General features: G+C 67.4%; 14 protein-coding genes. 2 read left to right on the forward strand and 12 right to left on the reverse strand.

Annotated features, from left to right (window positions below; all coding sequences use genetic code 11):
* Positions 1-111: 111 nt before the first annotated feature.
* The 5 genes from AC3WVS_RS26840 to AC3WVS_RS26860 form a co-directional block, all read right to left on the reverse strand.
* Positions 112-405, reverse strand: coding sequence for a hypothetical protein (locus tag AC3WVS_RS26840; protein WP_492321030.1), 294 nt, complete (start codon positions 403-405; stop codon positions 112-114).
* A gap of 400 nt (positions 406-805) precedes the next feature.
* The gene (locus AC3WVS_RS26845; RefSeq protein ID WP_492321031.1) at positions 806-1,093 is read right to left on the reverse strand and encodes a GYD domain-containing protein; all 288 of its coding nucleotides are present in this window, start codon (positions 1,091-1,093) and stop codon (positions 806-808) included.
* 111 nt (positions 1,094-1,204) lie between these two features.
* On the reverse strand, positions 1,205-2,233 hold the full coding sequence (locus tag AC3WVS_RS26850) for a TGS domain-containing protein (RefSeq protein WP_492321032.1): 1,029 nt from the start codon (positions 2,231-2,233) through the stop codon (positions 1,205-1,207).
* 87 nt (positions 2,234-2,320) lie between these two features.
* Positions 2,321-3,718, reverse strand: coding sequence for an MFS transporter (locus AC3WVS_RS26855; protein WP_492321033.1), 1,398 nt, complete (start codon positions 3,716-3,718; stop codon positions 2,321-2,323).
* On the reverse strand, positions 3,715-4,443 hold the full coding sequence (locus AC3WVS_RS26860; protein WP_492321034.1) for a hypothetical protein: 729 nt from the start codon (positions 4,441-4,443) through the stop codon (positions 3,715-3,717). Before AC3WVS_RS26860 ends, AC3WVS_RS26855 begins: the two co-directional genes overlap by 4 nt.
* 301 nt (positions 4,444-4,744) lie before the next feature.
* On the opposite strand from AC3WVS_RS26860, the gene AC3WVS_RS26865 reads away from it, so the two are divergent.
* Positions 4,745-5,323 (forward strand): acyloxyacyl hydrolase, encoded by a 579-nt coding sequence (locus tag AC3WVS_RS26865; protein ID WP_492321035.1) that lies wholly within the window; start codon positions 4,745-4,747, stop codon positions 5,321-5,323.
* A gap of 140 nt (positions 5,324-5,463) precedes the next feature.
* Positions 5,464-6,339 (forward strand): pirin family protein, encoded by an 876-nt coding sequence (locus AC3WVS_RS26870; protein ID WP_492321036.1) that lies wholly within the window; start codon positions 5,464-5,466, stop codon positions 6,337-6,339.
* A gap of 50 nt (positions 6,340-6,389) precedes the next feature.
* Here the strand turns inward: AC3WVS_RS26870 and AC3WVS_RS26875 are convergent, their stop codons facing one another.
* The 7 genes from AC3WVS_RS26875 to AC3WVS_RS26905 form a co-directional block, all read right to left on the reverse strand.
* A complete protein-coding gene (locus AC3WVS_RS26875; RefSeq protein ID WP_492321037.1) occupies positions 6,390-7,538 on the reverse strand; it encodes a porin in 1,149 nt (382 codons plus the stop codon).
* A 298-nt stretch (positions 7,539-7,836) separates the two neighbouring features.
* The gene (locus AC3WVS_RS26880) at positions 7,837-8,661 is read right to left on the reverse strand and encodes an SDR family NAD(P)-dependent oxidoreductase (RefSeq protein ID WP_492321038.1); all 825 of its coding nucleotides are present in this window, start codon (positions 8,659-8,661) and stop codon (positions 7,837-7,839) included.
* A 26-nt stretch (positions 8,662-8,687) separates the two neighbouring features.
* Positions 8,688-9,104, reverse strand: a complete 417-nt coding sequence (locus AC3WVS_RS26885; RefSeq protein ID WP_492321039.1) for a MaoC family dehydratase — start codon at positions 9,102-9,104, stop codon at positions 8,688-8,690.
* Positions 9,105-9,118: 14 nt separating this feature from the next.
* Positions 9,119-9,559, reverse strand: a complete 441-nt coding sequence (locus AC3WVS_RS26890; RefSeq protein WP_492321040.1) for a MaoC family dehydratase N-terminal domain-containing protein — start codon at positions 9,557-9,559, stop codon at positions 9,119-9,121.
* A gap of 26 nt (positions 9,560-9,585) precedes the next feature.
* Positions 9,586-10,773, reverse strand: a complete 1,188-nt coding sequence (locus AC3WVS_RS26895; protein ID WP_492321041.1) for a lipid-transfer protein — start codon at positions 10,771-10,773, stop codon at positions 9,586-9,588.
* Positions 10,774-10,810: 37 nt separating this feature from the next.
* The gene (locus AC3WVS_RS26900) at positions 10,811-11,950 is read right to left on the reverse strand and encodes an acyl-CoA dehydrogenase family protein (protein WP_492321042.1); all 1,140 of its coding nucleotides are present in this window, start codon (positions 11,948-11,950) and stop codon (positions 10,811-10,813) included.
* A 203-nt stretch (positions 11,951-12,153) separates the two neighbouring features.
* Complete coding sequence (locus AC3WVS_RS26905; protein ID WP_492321043.1) at positions 12,154-15,021, reverse strand: winged helix-turn-helix domain-containing protein; 2,868 nt, start codon at positions 15,019-15,021, stop codon at positions 12,154-12,156.
* Between the last annotated feature and the right edge of the window lie 85 nt (positions 15,022-15,106).

A 15,106-nucleotide genomic window follows, 5' to 3' on the forward strand; every position in this document is an offset into this window, starting at 1 on the left:
TTGGGGAGGCTTGCCTGGGCTCGGCATGAGCCAAGGCAAGCCTCCTCATTTTTTTGTCCGCTCATGGGCCATCGTCGGTGCCGGCGACAAGCGCGTGGCTGGCTTCCGGCATCAGGCCATCCCAACCCCTTGGGACCAGCACTGGTATCGCCAGGTAAAGCCATCGCGCGGTGGCATGGCGCTGGCGGGTGCCCCACCGCCACGATAGGCAAAGGTGTACAGCAGCAGCGCCGTGCGCCGCGAAGAATAACGGTCCCGCAGGGGCATGGCCTCCCTTGCGGGCCACCAGCACGGTGCAAGCAGCGCGCCGCTGACATAGGCCAGGCCGCAGTGCCCCCAGCCGGCGGCAGACAGCTGCCACAGCCAGCGGTAGCCGGCGTTCGGAGGGCGTGAGCGGGCGCGCATGCGACTCCTTGTTTCAGTTCGGATCAGGTACGGCTCTGATCCGATCCGTCCACTTTTGCATTACCCGATCGCTCGATGGCGGCGCACGCGAGGCGAGTGGTCAACATCGCCCCATGCCACCAATAAAAAGAGCACCTTCTGCAGGTGCCCAGCGCTTCAATCGGGGTGCGTCCGAACCGGGTCAGCAACTTATGATCCGGTCCGGACTTGCAGGCATATGTCGCCTGCACGATCACGCTTCATCTGGCAGATCAGCCAGGAAACATGATCGTTTCGCCGACCTACCTTCGCTTTACTCAAGCGTGTCTCAGTCAGCACTTTCAGTATAGGGCAGCCGACGGTCAGGTCAACCTGAATCTGGCTGCGCCGCCGCGTGCGCGGCCTGGTCCGTCGATCGGCGCTACAGGGCCGCGATGAACTCGTCCCACGGCGTTGCTTGCAGCGTCTCGGTCGCGGCGTGTCCATAGCCGCGGATGATCAACGCCGCACGCTCGAGCTGCTTCAGGTCGTCCGTCTCGACAATGTCCACCACGTCAAAGCGCCCGAGTGTCAGATAGCTGTCCTTCCAGGTGACGGCAGGGCATTCGGCCTTGATTTTCTCGGCCACCGTGGCGGCGAGCTGCTTCATGTCCCTGGGATCCGTGAACGCATCAGGAGCGAGACGGCTGAGGATGACGTATGTAGTCATGGCATACCTCCGTGCAAGAAATTGCTCCACAAACCGGCACGGCAGTCATGCGGGAACAACCGGCCGCAGGTCTTTCAGTCTATGCCATCGGCGCTCGCGCCATGGCTTTGGTCAGCCATGCGCCTGCGAATGCAGTTCCACCACGTCATGATCGGCTACCGGATGATCGGCGCCCACCTGCTGGCCGCTGAACTTGCCACTGCCCCAGATGCGGGCGAACTTGAATGTACGCGCGAGATCGGGGTGCACGCGCAAGGCGACATCGAGCACGGTGTCGCCGCGGCGCATCGTAAAAGGCCGACGCTGGTCGACGGGTTTCCCGGGTGCCTTGGTGTAGACACGCACGATCCCCAGGGCCTTGAAAAGGAACGGACCGACCGCGGCCAGTCCGCGCCCGTCGGTTGCCGAGGTTGCGAGCGCCGGAAAGCGTACACCGAGCAGGTCTTCGAGCACGGCCGCGTCTTCCGGGTTGGCGAGATCAGTCTTGTTGGCCAGCAGCAGCGCGGGGAGGTGAACACTGAACGGGTCAGCCACCGGTTCCGCCGTCGTCCCAGGGCTGTCGGCCTGACCCGGCCAGCGCTCCGACAGGATGATCTTCGCCTCGGCGAGCCGCCGCAGAATCAAAGCCAACTGTTCTGTACAGTCTGGCGCGCTCAGGTCGACCACGAGCAGTACGCCGTCTGTCGCGCGCAATATGTCAGTGAGCCCGGGTTGCATGAAGTCGACGGATACCGGTGGCAGATCCACCAGCTGAAAAGCAATGTCGTCGAGCGGCAACATGGCGGGGACCGGCACCTGCGTAGAGTGGGGGTAGGGCCCGGCCCCGCTGCCCGACCCTGTCAGCCTCGCGTGCAGGCTGGATTTTCCCGCGCCGGGCGGGCCGATCAGGCAGAGCTGGGCCGCGCCTTCGGGATGCACCGCATGTGCCGGCCCTCTGTGCGCGCCCTTCCCGTGGCCCGCAGATGCCTGGGTGAGTTCCCTGATCCGCGACTTGATATCGGCCTGCAGATGCTCCGTCCCTTTGTGTTTCGGGATGACACGGAGCATTTCCTTCAGGCATTCGAGCTGCTCGCGCGGCTGGCGTGCCTGCCGATAGGCTTGTTCGGCCTGCTTGTACTCTGGGGTGAGGTTTGCTGGCATGGGCTGTCGCCAGAGTTTCAGCGTCCGGAAGCCGAAAGGGCGATCCAATCGCCAAAGGGCAGTTGCATTAGCCTATCATCCGCGCTGCTAATGGCAAGCAGGGCTGGCAGTGGCGGCGCCGTACCCGGTCTCGAGCCTGACCATGCGCTCGGCGCGCAAGGCAGCCCGCCGGCCCCGCACGGTGTTGACCCCGCACAGCAGGCCCAGCCCGACCACGAAGTAGCTGCCGGTGACCAGCAGCGCCTGCCGGTGATCGCCGCCCGTCAGCCAGCTTGCCATGCCATAGGTCAGCGGCCCGGCGATCGAGGCCAGCTTGACCGCCAGGCCCCACAGACCGAAGAACTCGGCCGCGCGCGAGGGCGGGGCCAGCAGCCCCACCATGGCCCGTCCCGCGGACTGGGCGGCGCCCAGGCACAGGCCGGCCACGTTGGCGGCAAGCCAGAACAGCGGCGCTTCGCGCGCGGCGTGCGCCAGCAGGATGGTCAGGATCCAGCCCAGCAGCGTCAGGGCAATGGCGCGCACGTGTCCGATGCGGTCCTGCACCGGGCCGAACAGGAAGGCGCCGGCCGCCGCCGTCAGGTTGACCACCAGCACCAGGATCAGGGTCTGCTGCATGGTGAAGCCCATGGCCTGGTTGGCGTAGATTGCGGTCAGCGTGATCACCGCCTGGATGCCGGCCTGGTAGAACAGGGTGCACAGCAGGAAGCGGCGCAGGTCCCGGAACTGGCGCAGCTGGCCCAGGCGTTGCCATACCCTGGCCCAGGCCGTGCCGCGGACCGGTTCGCCAGCCGGCGCGGACGCAGCGATCCGTGGCGCGCCGCGGTCGCGCAGCAGCAGGAAGGTCGGCAGGCTCGCCAGGGCAAAGATGGCCGCCGTGATCAGCATGGTGACGGGAACGAACTGGCTGGCGACGTGGCCGCGTGCGCTGGCCCAGTTGACATAGAGCAGGCATGCGCCCAGCGTGACCAGGCCACCGATATAGCCAAGGCTCCAGCCCCATCCCGATACCCTGCCCAGGGCGCGGGAGGTGGAGAGCGACGGCAGGAAGGCCGCGATCAGGTTTTCGCCGCTGCCGAAGAAGAAGTTGGACAGGACCACGCACAGGATGGCCAGGCCAAGGGTGCCGGGCTGCGCAAAATAGAGCAGGGCGGTGAACACCACGCAACCCGCCGTCGTCACCGCAAGCAGCGGCTTCTTGGCTGCGCGCAGGTCGGCGTAGGCACCGACCAGCGGCGCGCTGAGCACCACCAGCGCATAGGAGAGCGAAAGCGCCGCGGTCCACGCCAGCGTGGCCCAGGGCGCATTGCCGGCCACCACGGCGACGAAGTAGGCATTGAACAGCGCGGTGATGACCACCGTGGTGTAGCCGGAGTTGGCAAAGTCGTACATGGCCCATGCCCACACTTCGCGCGGCCGTACATCGACGCCCAGGGCAGAGGGCATGCGGGGCGTGCGAGCGTGGCTACCCGGTTGGGGCACGGTCATGTTCCTTCCTCCACGATGCGGCGCCGCTTCAGCCGAAGCAGGACGCCATAGACGGCCAGTGCCGCGAACACGTGCTTGAGCGTGTGCCCGCTGACCAGCCCGGTGAGCGCGGCGACCTGGTGGTCCAGCACATCGCAAGCCAGGGCCAGCACATAGCAGCCGGTGATGGCCAGCACCTCCCGGTCGCCAGTGTAGCGCGGCGCATAGAGGCAGAGCAGCAGCGGCACCACCAGCATGGCCCATGCCTGAACCAGCAGGTAAGGACGCAGGTCGCCGATGCCGCGGATTTCGCTCCAGGCCCAGTAGCCGACGCTGGCCGGCCCTGCGACCAGCAGCAGCGGCAGGAGCCGCAAGCCGGCCTTGAGGCTGACCCGATCGCACAGGTTTGCGCCCAGCCAGCACATCAGCGCGAACGCAAGCGGGGCCCTGTCCCATACCAGCCGCTGGTTGTCCGGTGCAAGGTGGTAATAGGCGGAGCCCAGGCCCACCAGGAAGACGGCGAAGAAAAGCAGCCGGTAAGGCCAGGCCCCCGCTGGCGCGATAAAGGCGCGGCTGGCGGCCGTGGTGCCCAGATAGCGCAGGCCGGCCGCGCCCGCGAGCAGGAACAGCAGATTGGAGCCGATGTCGAGGCAGTGGGGCGCGCCGAAGCAGACGTAAGGGTCGGCATAACGATGGTATTGCGGCGGCTGCGCGAGGCGCGGCAGCAGCCAGGCCGCGGTGGCCATGGCCGCCACCAGCAGCCAGACTGCGGCGGCTTTGGCGGCAGGGCGGGCTTGTCGGCAGGCGCGCATGATGGCTTCCTTCCGCTGGTGGGCGGCCCTGTGACCGCCGCGTACTACCAAGTTTCGACAATTGTGCGTGGCTTTGCCAATTCTTTAGCCGTGACTGCGCATTGTTCCGGCATTGGAACACTGTGTTTGCTTCTGGCAGGCTTCCGCAAATCTGAAGGGCTGCTATCTTCGAGCGCCGTGACCAGAACAAAGTGGCAGCGCCGCGATACACGCCGACGCTGCCCGAAATCCGCGGATGTCAGTGAAGAAGGCAATCTCATCAAGCCGGCTGGCGCACCTTGCTGCCGCCGTTCCCTTTGCGGCCTGGCTGTGCGCGCTGCCGGCCGCAGCCGACGCGGCAACCTTCTCGATGCAGGGCGGCTATGGCCGCGACAACCGCCACGGTGTTGAAAAATACGAAGTGGCCGCGCGCTGGGACGATATCGTGCAGTGGCAGTGGTCCAGCCGCCTTGCGCTGTCCCTGGACGGCGAGGTCAATGTCGCGAACTGGCGGGCGCTGTCGTCCCGGCCGTCGAGCCAGTTGACGGAGTTCGGCGTGTCACCGATCTTCCGCCTCAGCTATGCGGGCGAATACGCGACGCCGTTTGTTGAAGCCTCAGTGGGTTTGCGCGTGCTCAGCCATACCGAGATCGCCGACGGCCATCGCATGGGCTCGGCTTTCCAGTTTTCCGACATGGTTGGCGTTGGCATTGCCTTCGGCAAGGCGCAGCGGCTCGCCATCGGCTACCGCTTCCAGCACCTGTCCAATGCCGGCATCAAGCACCCCAATCCCGGCACCAACTTCAGCATGGGCTACGTGCGCTACCGCTTCTGACGGGGGGGCGGCCGGGCATCGTTCCAGCCGCAGGACACTGCATCGCAATCCCACCGCCTACCGCGCATCGTCTGTGCCACCTATCATTGCTCCATGGATCATTGCCTGCCACTATCGGCCGGCATACTCGGAGATCAGACATGAAGCGCATTCTGGGTGTCTACAGCGCACCGCGTCAGCACTGGGTCGGAGATGGCTTTCCGGTGCGCTCGATGTTTTCTTACATGAGCCACGGCAAGCAGCTGAGCCCGTTTCTGCTGCTGGACTACGCCGGGCCGGCCGATTTCACGCCGACGCAGCGCCCGCGCGGCGTTGGCCAGCATCCGCACCGCGGCTTCGAGACCGTGACCATCGTCTACAAGGGCGAGGTCGCGCATCGCGACTCGACCGGGCAGGGCGGCGTGATCGGCCCCGGCGACGTGCAGTGGATGACGGCGGGCGCCGGCATCCTGCATGAGGAATTCCACTCGCCGGCCTTTACGCAAAGCGGCGGCGCGCTGGAAATGGTGCAGCTATGGGTCAACCTGCCGGCGCGCGACAAGATGACCACGCCCGGCTACCAGGCCATCGTCGACCGCGATATCCCGGTGGTGCCGATGCCCGATGGCGCCGGCACGGCGCGCGTGATCGCCGGCGAGTACGCGGGCAAGGCCGGTCCGGCGCGCACCTTCACGCCGATGCATGTGTGGGATATGCGCCTGAACCAGGGGGCCAGCACGCGGCTGGCGCTGCCGGAGGGCTGGCATACCGCGCTGGTGGTGCTGCGCGGCAAGATCACCGTCAACGCGGAGGCGACGGTGCGGGATGCCGAGATGGTGGTGCTGGACGGTGCCGGCGAGGATGTGAACATCGAAGCCAGCACGGACGCGGTGGTGCTGCTGCTCAGCGGCGAGCCGATCGACGAGCCGATCGTCGGCCATGGCCCGTTCGTGATGAACACTGAAGAGCAGATCGCCGATGCCTTCCGCGACTTCAGCAGCGGCCACTTCGGCAGCATCGCGGCGGGCGGCCGCTAGGCGGCTGCTGCAGCAACGGGGCGAGCCTTGCGGCTCGCCCCGTTCCGGCATCAGAAGATCTGCCGGATCCCCACGGTCACGCCCACCATGCTCTTTTGCCCGGCCATGGTCGGGTACCTGAAGGCAAAGGCGGTGGCCGCGCCGTCGAAGCTCAGGCCGCCGTTGCGAGCATAGCCGGCCGACAGGTACACGTCGGTGCGCTTGCTGAAGTTGTAGTCGGCGATGAAGCTGACCTGCTGCATGTTGGACGGGTTGGTTTCGGCGGCCGTGGCGGTGGCGCGCGCGCCCTTCACGTCGGCGTAGTAGTAGGCCAGCGACAGGCCCAGCGCGGGCGTGGCCTGGTAGTTGACGCCGGCCCACCAGTAGTCGTCGCGCAGCAGCGTGTCGCCGCTGGCGAACTCTGCCTTGTTGTAGCGGTAACCGAGCGTGAACTTGAATGGGCCGGTGTTATACAGCGCGGCCGCGCCCAGCTTGGTCATGGTGCCGGGCTGGCCGGTGACCGCGGCAGGGCGCCAGACGTCGGCACCGATCGAGGCGCCGAAGCCGCTGCTGTTCAGGTACATCAGCGAGCCGCCATAGGCGATGTTGTCGCTGAAGTGCCCCGGCACCTCGCCCGCGCCGCCGTTGGCCAGCAGGATGGCGGCATTCTGCACCGCCACGCCGGCGCCGAACGAGAAGTGCGCCACCGCCTGCAGCGGACCGAACTGGCCGGTGTACTTGACCATGTTGTCTTCGCGGTAGTTCAGGCCCATCCACCAGATGCCCGGCTCATAGGTGGCGGCAAAGCGCATCGGCGCGAAGTTGGCCATGCCGTCGAAGAACGACGTGTACTGGCGCCCGAAGGTCAGCTTGCCGATGCTCTTGTTCTGCAGCCCGACATAGGACTGGCGATTGAACAGCGGCGCGCTCTGCAGGTTGCCGCTGTCCCACTGGAAGCCGCTTTCCAGCACGAACAGCGCCTGGTTGCCGGCGCCAAGGTCTTCCACGCCGCGCAGGCCCCAGCGCGAGGCGGACAGGCCGCCGATCTGCGGCATGCCGATGCGCTTGCCGCCCTGCGTGGGCGTGGCGGCGGATGCGGCCACGCGGTTGACATACTCGATCGATCCGTCGATGACCCCATACAGCGTCACGCCGGACTGTGCATTGGCGCTGCCTGCAGCCGCGCCCAGTACAGCCAGCGTGATTATCGATTTCTTCATGCTAAGTTGTCTCCTGTCGGTTTTTTATGGAAGGCGCTGGCCGGTTGCTACGCCCGGCTCTGTTCCATTAGACCTTTGCGCGTGGTGTCAGGCCCCCTCCTAAAAGGAGTGAATCGGGGGCCGGGTGTTGCAATGCCGCACGGTTGATGGCAGGAGGAGAGCCCCTATTGACTTGGAATGCGTTTCAGCATGAAAGCGGGACGCGTTCAAGCGAGGCGCGGCGCAGGCACGCTGCCCGCGAAGCACAAAAGAAAACGGGGGCTCGCCAATGCGAGCCCCCGTTCCGGTGCGGCTGGATTTACTGCACGTTGCCGGCGACCGCGATCACCTGGCCGGTGATGTAGTTGGAATCCGGCGAGCAGAACAGGTACACGCCGCCCGCGGCTTCTTCCGGGGTGCCCCCGCGGCCAAGCGGATTGCGCTGGGCGTGCGACTTCAGCATCTCGGGATTCAGCCCGACGCGGATTTCACGGCCTTCGATATTGACCGTGGCGCCGGCCTTGGCGTCGGCCGAGGTCATGCGGGTGTGGATCAGCCCGAACGCGACCGCATTCACGTTGACGTTGAAGCGGCCCCACTCGCGCGCCATGGCGCGGGTCATGCCGATCACGCCGGCCTTGGCGCCGGAGTAGTTGATCTGGCCGGCATTGCCGTTCAGGCCCGAGGTCGACGAGATATTGACGATCTTGCGGTACACCTCGCGGCCGGCTTCCTTGTCGGCGGCGGCCAGTGCCTTGATGTGCGGATAAGCGGCGCGCAGGATGCGGAACGGCGCGGTCATGTGGCAGTCCAGGATGGCGTACCACTGCTCGTCGCTCATCTTCTGCACCACGTCGTCCCAGGTAAAGCCGGCGTTGTTGACGATGATGTCGATGCTCTTGAAGTTGCTCATCGCGGTGTTGATGAAGCGGTCGGCAAAGTCCGGTGCGGACACATTGCCCACGCAGGCCACGGCTTCAACGCCTATTGCCTTCAGTTCCTCGACGGTCTGTTGCGCCGGCTCGGCGTCCAGGTCATTGATGACCAGGCGCGCGCCTTCGCGTGCCAGACGCATGGCGATGGCGTTGCCGATGCCGCGGCCCGAACCGGTGACCAGTGCCACCTTGCCTTCAAGTGCTCCCATTTCAGACTCCTTGTGCTTGATTGGATTTACAGGGCAACGACGGCGTCGCCGAGGATCTTGCTTTCGCCATACTGGTTGGCGGTCTGGATTTCCAGCTTGACGCGCTTCTCGCCGTCGACTTCCAGCTTGTCCACCACGCGGCCGGTGCAGGTGATGCGATGGCCCAGGTGGGTGATGCCGACAAAGCGCACGCCGAACTGGCGCAGCTGGCGCTGGTCCACCCACAGCGTCAGCAGGCGGCCCAGGTAGGCCATCGACAACATGCCGTGCGCGAACACGTCGGGCATGCCGGCCTTGCGGGCGAAGTCGGTGTCGATGTGGATGGCGTTGTGATCGTTCGAGGCGCCGGCAAACAGCGCCAGCGTGGTGCGGTTGATCGGCTCCAGCGTCAGCGGGGGCAGGGTGTCGCCGACCTGGATCTGGTCGAAGCTCAGGTTGCTCATTCGATGTCTCCGGTTCAGCCGTTGCGTTGGACCAGCACGCCGCGCAGGTCTGCCACGTGCTCGCCATTCTGGTTGGTCACGCGCGTCTCGCGCACGACGAAATCCAGTGCGCCGCCCTTCTTGTCGTAGATGTCGGTGATGGTGGTCTTGAAGTGCAACGTGTCGCCGGCATACGCCATGCGGTGGTAGGTGAAGGACTGCTCGCCGTGCAGGATGCGCTCGACCTTGATGCCGAGCTCGTCGCGCCAGCCAGTTGGCGGGTTGACCAGTTCCAGCGAAAACAGGAAGGTCGGCGGCAGCGGCAGGCCCGGGTGGCCGGCGTCGCGCGCGGCGGCCTCGTCGATATAGACCGGATCGGTCTGGCCGGTGGCCTTGGCGAAAAAGCGCAGCTGGCTGGCCGGCGCGGAGGTGCGGAAGTCCGCAATCACCCGGCCGATATGTTTCTTGTCGATCATGGATGGGCTCCTGTGTCGGTGTGTGCTCAGGCGTGCTTCTGGTACAGCGTGACCACGCAGGCGCCGCCCAGGCCGAGGTTATGCGTCAGGGCCAGGCGTGCGCCTTCGACCTGGCGCTGGTCGGCGGTGCCGCGCAGCTGCCGGACCATCTCGTAGCATTGCGCCAGGCCGGTGGCGCCCAGCGGATGGCCCTTGGACAGCAGGCCGCCCGACGGGTTGACCACCCACTTGCCGCCGTAGGTGTTGTCGCCGTCGTTGACCAGCTTTTCGGCGCCGCCTTCCGGGCACAGGCCGAGGCCTTCATAGGTCAGCAGCTCGTTCTGCGCGAAGCAGTCGTGCAGCTCGATCACGTCGATGTCCTGCGGGCCGACGCCGGCCTGCTCATACACCTGCTGCGAGCCTTCGCGCGTCATGTCGAAGCCGACCACGCGGATCATGTCGCGAGCGTCGTAGGTGCTGGGGCGGTCGGTGGTCAGCGCCTGGCCGGCGATCAGCACATCGGTCTTCAGGCCTTTCTTGCGGGCGAATTCTTCCGACACCACGATGGCGGCGGCGGCGCCGCAGGTCGGCGGGCAGGCCATCAGGCGCGTGAGCACGCCTTCCCACAGCGCCGGCGCGGCCAGCACGTCCTCGGTGGTCAGCACGTTGCGGAACACGGCCAGCGGGTTGTTGGCGGCGTGGCGGCTGGCCTTGGCGCGAATCCTGGCGAAGGTTTCCAGCCTGGTGCCGTATTTGTCCATATGGGCCTTGCCGGCGCCGGAGAACTGGCGGATGGCATTGGGCAGGTCCTTGCGGTCGACGAGGTCGTCCACCAGGTCGAGGGCGTGCTCCAGCGCCGGGGCGCGGTCGTCCCAGCGCGACTTGAGCGCGCCGGGCTGCATGAACTCGAAGCCGACGGCGAGCGCGCAGTCCACCGCGCCGCTCTGCACCGCCTGGCGCGCCAGGAACAGCGCCGACGAGCCGGTGGCGCAGTTGTTGTTCACGTTGATGACGGGGATGCCGGTCATGCCGACCTGGTACAGCGCCTTCTGGCCGCAGGTCGAATCGCCATACACGTAGCCGGCGTAGGCCTGCTGCACGTCCTCATAGCCGAGGCCGGCGTCTTCCAGCGCCTGGCGCACGGCCGTTGCGCCCATCACGTCATAGGTGTCGCTGCTGCCCGGCTTCTTGAACGGGATCATGCCGGCGCCGGCGACGAATACCTTGCGAGTCATGTGTGTGCTCCGAAGAATGTCTGTGGGTGGGCGGTGCTTACAGCTTGCGGGCGATTAGTTCGCGCATCACTTCGCTGGTGCCGCCGTAGATGCGGGTCACGCGCATGTCGGCAAAGGCGCGCGCCACCGGGTACTCCATCATGTAGCCGTAGCCACCGTGCAACTGCACCATCTGATCCAGCGCGATGCCCAGCACTTCGGTCGAATGCAGCTTGGCGATGGCGGCTTCTTCCAGCGTCAGCCGGCGGCGGACGTGCTCGCCGATGTAGTGGTCGATCATCAGGCGCACGGAGATGGCCTGCGTCTTGATGTCGGCCAGCTTGAACTTGGTGTTCTGGAAGTCCCACACGGTCTGGTTGAAGGCTTTGCGGTCCTTGACGTAGGCCAGCGTGTGCTCCAGGCAGACCTCCAGCTTGGCGGCGGCGCTGACGGCGATCGACAGCCGCTCCTGCGGCAGCTCGGTCATCAGGTAGGCAAAGCCCTTGCCTTCCTCGCCCAGCAGGTTGGCCACCGGCACGCGCACGTTGTCGAAGAACAGCTCGGCGGTGTCCTGCGCGTGCTGGCCGACCTTGTCCAGCTTGCGGCCGCGGCGGAAGCCTTCGCGGTCGGCTTCCACCACGATCAGGCTGACGCCGCGCGCGCCGGCGGCGGGGTCGGTCTTGCAGACCATGATGATCAGGTCGGCGTTGAGCCCGTTGCTGATGAAGGTCTTGCTGCCGTTGATCACGTATTCGTCACCGTCGCGGGTAGCGGTGGTGCGGATCGCCTTGAGGTCGCTGCCGGTGCCCGGCTCGGTCATGCCGATGGCCAGGATGTATTCGCCGGAGCAGACCTTGGGCAGCCAGCGTTGCTTCTGCTCTTCATTGCCGAGGCGGGCGATGTATGGCGCGATGATGTCCGAGTGCACGCCGAAGCCGACGCCGCTCAGGCCGACGCGGGCGTATTCCTCGGCGAACACCGCGCAGTGGCCGAAGTCACCGCCGCCGCCGCCGTACTCGGTCGGCAGCGTCACGCACAGCAGGCCTTCGCGGCCGGCCTTGAGCCAGGTCTCGCGGTCGACCTTGCCGGCCTTGTCCCATTCGGCTTGCCTGGGCAGGCATTCGCGTTCCAGGAAGCGGCGTACGGTGGTACGGAACATCTCGTGGTCGTCACGATAGATGGTGCGGTTGATTTCCATTGGGTGACTCCGGATATCGGTCTGCGGGAGGTTGCCTCGGCCAAGGTATGCGGCCACTGGTATGGCGCTAAGGTACCGGGGAGGAGGGGGCCGCGAACACCACCCGCGTCAGGTGGCCGGAGACAGCAAAGAGGGGGTGCCGCGCATGGGTTGCGCGGCGTTGGGGAGGGGGAGCGGGGGAGGGAGAGGGAGAGGGCGCGCCGTCAGTGCGGCGCTTCAGGCGGCTGGGCGCCGCCGGCCTGGTCCAGTTCGCGGTCGCGGGCGCGGGCCACGGCCTCGTCGCGGCTGCTGACGCCCAGCTTGCGGAAGATGTTGCGCAAGTGCCATTTCACCGTCTCCGGCGACAGGCCCAGGGTGCGCGCGATCTTCTTGTTGGGCAGGGCCTGGCCGAGCAGGCGCACGACATCGGCTTCGCGATCGCTCAGTTCCTCAAAGCGCGCGTCGGCCTTGGCGGTGCCACCGGCGGTTGCGACGGCGGCGGTGCATCCGGCCGCGCCCGCTGCGTCGGCACGTGGCGGCACGGCGGCCTGCAGGCGTTCGACATAGAAGGCCAGCACCGGATCCAGCGTGGGGTCGGCGGCCGCGCCGGCGATCTGGGCGAGCGCGCCCGGGCAGGCGTCGATCAGGCTGCGCATCAGGCCGAGGCGGTGGCCCCGGCGCAAGCCTTCCAGCACATGCGCGCGTGCCGGCCCGGTCTCGCCGCGCCGCGATGCCACCACCGCCGCCAGCATATGCAGCTGCGCCACATGGCGTTGCCAGCCGCGCGTCTCGCAGTAGGCGATCAGCGGCGCCATGCGGGCCGCGGCCCCGCGCATGTCGTCATGCGCCAGGCTGAGCAGCACGTGGGCGCGCTCGGTCACCATGTGGATCGCGTCCAGCGAACCGCGCGGCGCGTTGCGATGGCGTGCGGCAATGGCGTCCAGGCGGGCCAGCACGGCCTCGGCGGCGGCAATGTCGCCGCCGGCCAGGTGCAGCCGGAACTGGTTGGCCAGGCTCTGCGCGACCAGGCGGTCCAGGTGCAGCTGCGTGCCGTAGTCCTCCAGCCGCTCCAGCTGGGCGAAGGCATCAAGCCGGTGGCCGCTGAGCCAGTGCGCGGCCGCGAGCACGGTGTGCACCCGCAGCACCGAATCGGGGATCGATACCCGTTCGAGCACGTCGACGCGGTCTTCCAGCAGCCGGCGCGCAGCGTCCAGGTCGTTCTGTTCATACAGCACTTCGCCGAGCAGCGCCGCGGCAAAGTATTCCGGCTCGGGGCCGGCGCCGGCGCCGCCGTGGCCCACCTGTTCGACTTCACGCAGCACGTCGCGGGCGACGCGCTCGGCCTGGATCACGTTGCCTTCCAGCGCATGGCTGAAGCCGATCATGCAGCGGCCGTTGAGCATGCCGCTGGCGGTGCCCAGCAGCGGCGCGCCGTCGATCAACAGGGGCGGCGCCTCGGTCTGGATGCGGCGGGCGCGCTCGTAGTCGCCCAGGTGCATGTAGAGCCACGACAGCAGGTTGTTGCGCGAGCCGATGAAGAGGGCCGCAAGGTCGGGGGGCGCTGCCTCGATCTGCGGCAGCAGCGCCAGGGCGCTCTGGGTATCGTCGCGCAGCACCGCCAGGGAAAAGCGCAGCAGCGACAGCCGGTAGCGCAGCGAGCTGTCGCCAGGCGGGATATCGGCCTCCAGCCGGTTGGCGGCCGCGGCGCATTGGTCGAGGTCGCGCGAGAACATCTGCATGCGCAGCGCCAGCAGGCGCAGTTCGGGGCGCGCCTGCACCTGATCGGCGGGGATGGCGCGCAGCAGGCCGAGCGCCTTGCGCACCTCGCCGCGCATCATCAGGGTGTCGGCAAAGCGCTGCACCAGGTCGGCCGCGGTGTCGGCATCGCCCGCCAGCACCGCATGGCGCACGGCCTCTTCCAGCATGCGATGGTCGCGGAACCAGCGCCATGCCGCCGCGTGCACAGCGCGCTGCTGCGACTCGCTGCGCGAGCGGAACCGCTGCGCCAGTGTTTCGCGCAGCAGCGGATGCAGGCGGTACCAGGCTTCGCGTTCGGGCCCCTGCGCGGGCGTGATGAACAGGTTCTCCTGTTCCAGCCGTGTCAGCAGCGCCAGGATCTCGCCTTCGCCGCCCATTGCCTGCTCGCCCAGCGCCTCGCACAGCGATGCGGTGAAGCGTTCGCACGAGGCGGCGCGCACCAGCAGCTCGGCTTCGTCCGGCGCCAGGCGCGACAGCACCTCGCGTTCGAAATACTCGGCGAAGGCGCCGGCATCCTGCACGCTGGCCTGCACGAAGCCGGTGGCAAAGGTGAGGCCGCTGGCGTTGGCCTTCTTGCGCTTCCAGTGCGCGGCAAAGAGCTGCAGGCCGGCCACCCAGCCGTCGGTCAGCTCGTGCAGCATGCGCGCATCGCGCGGGCTGATGTCGCCAAGCTGGGCGCGCAGGAAATGCTGCGATTCAGCCAGCGTGAAGCGCAGGTCGCGCTGGTCCAGCTCCAGCAGCATGCCCTGGTCGCGCAGGCGCCCGAGCGACAGCGGCAGCGCTACGCGCGAGGCCAGCACCACGTGGAAATTGGCCGGGGCATAGTCGAGCAGCCACTGCAGCGGCTCCAGCACGCGCGCCGTCAGGTGGTGCACGTCGTCGAGCACCAGCGTCACGTCGCGCGGATGGGCGGCAATGCCGCGCACCAGCGCGATGATGGCGCGCTCGACGGCTTCGTCGTCGGTGCCGCGGTCGGCCAGCACCATGGCTTCGCGCGTCAGCGCGGGGCTGACCTCGGACAGGCAGCCGAGCAGGCGGTCGAGCCAGCGCTGGCGCTCGTTGTCGGCCGGCTCCAGCGTCAGCGCGGCCATGTCGAAGCCGAGCGCGAGCAGGTCCAGCCGCCACGCGGTCAGCAGCGCGGTCTTGCCGTAGCCGGCCGGGCCCTGCAGCACGATGCAGCGCCGGCGCCGTGCCTCGGTCAGCTGCGCCAGCAGGCGCTCGCGCGCGACCACGCGCGCCGCGCTGCGCAGCGACGCCGGCCGGGACGGCTGCGAGACTGGCGCGGCGGGCTGGCTACGGGGAGCGGCTGGCGGATTGGCTGGCGTCTGGGGCATGGACGAGGCAGGACGGTGCAGGTGAGGTGCGGAGGAAATGCGGGTGGGGCAGCGCGATGCCGGGCAAAGGCGGCACGTTGTCGCA

This window comes from Cupriavidus sp. CPT47-8839-RL05A (genome assembly GCF_058792255.1).

What these genes read in the sequence shown, in the direction of transcription:
- AC3WVS_RS26840 (WP_492321030.1), bottom strand. Translation starts at nt 405, where the DNA reads ATGCGCGCCCGCTCACGCCCTCCGAACGCCGGCTACCGCTGGCTGTGG.
- AC3WVS_RS26845 (WP_492321031.1), bottom strand. Translation starts at nt 1,093, where the DNA reads ATGACTACATACGTCATCCTCAGCCGTCTCGCTCCTGATGCGTTCACG.
- AC3WVS_RS26850 (WP_492321032.1), bottom strand. Translation starts at nt 2,233, where the DNA reads ATGCCAGCAAACCTCACCCCAGAGTACAAGCAGGCCGAACAAGCCTAT.
- AC3WVS_RS26855 (WP_492321033.1), bottom strand. Translation starts at nt 3,718, where the DNA reads ATGACCGTGCCCCAACCGGGTAGCCACGCTCGCACGCCCCGCATGCCC.
- AC3WVS_RS26860 (WP_492321034.1), bottom strand. Translation starts at nt 4,443, where the DNA reads ATGGCCACCGCGGCCTGGCTGCTGCCGCGCCTCGCGCAGCCGCCGCAA.
- AC3WVS_RS26865 (WP_492321035.1), top strand. Translation starts at nt 4,745, where the DNA reads ATGTCAGTGAAGAAGGCAATCTCATCAAGCCGGCTGGCGCACCTTGCT.
- AC3WVS_RS26870 (WP_492321036.1), top strand. Translation starts at nt 5,464, where the DNA reads ATGAAGCGCATTCTGGGTGTCTACAGCGCACCGCGTCAGCACTGGGTC.
- AC3WVS_RS26875 (WP_492321037.1), bottom strand. Translation starts at nt 7,538, where the DNA reads ATGAAGAAATCGATAATCACGCTGGCTGTACTGGGCGCGGCTGCAGGC.
- AC3WVS_RS26880 (WP_492321038.1), bottom strand. Translation starts at nt 8,661, where the DNA reads ATGGGAGCACTTGAAGGCAAGGTGGCACTGGTCACCGGTTCGGGCCGC.
- AC3WVS_RS26885 (WP_492321039.1), bottom strand. Translation starts at nt 9,104, where the DNA reads ATGAGCAACCTGAGCTTCGACCAGATCCAGGTCGGCGACACCCTGCCC.
- AC3WVS_RS26890 (WP_492321040.1), bottom strand. Translation starts at nt 9,559, where the DNA reads ATGATCGACAAGAAACATATCGGCCGGGTGATTGCGGACTTCCGCACC.
- AC3WVS_RS26895 (WP_492321041.1), bottom strand. Translation starts at nt 10,773, where the DNA reads ATGACTCGCAAGGTATTCGTCGCCGGCGCCGGCATGATCCCGTTCAAG.
- AC3WVS_RS26900 (WP_492321042.1), bottom strand. Translation starts at nt 11,950, where the DNA reads ATGGAAATCAACCGCACCATCTATCGTGACGACCACGAGATGTTCCGT.
- AC3WVS_RS26905 (WP_492321043.1), bottom strand. Translation starts at nt 15,021, where the DNA reads ATGCCCCAGACGCCAGCCAATCCGCCAGCCGCTCCCCGTAGCCAGCCC.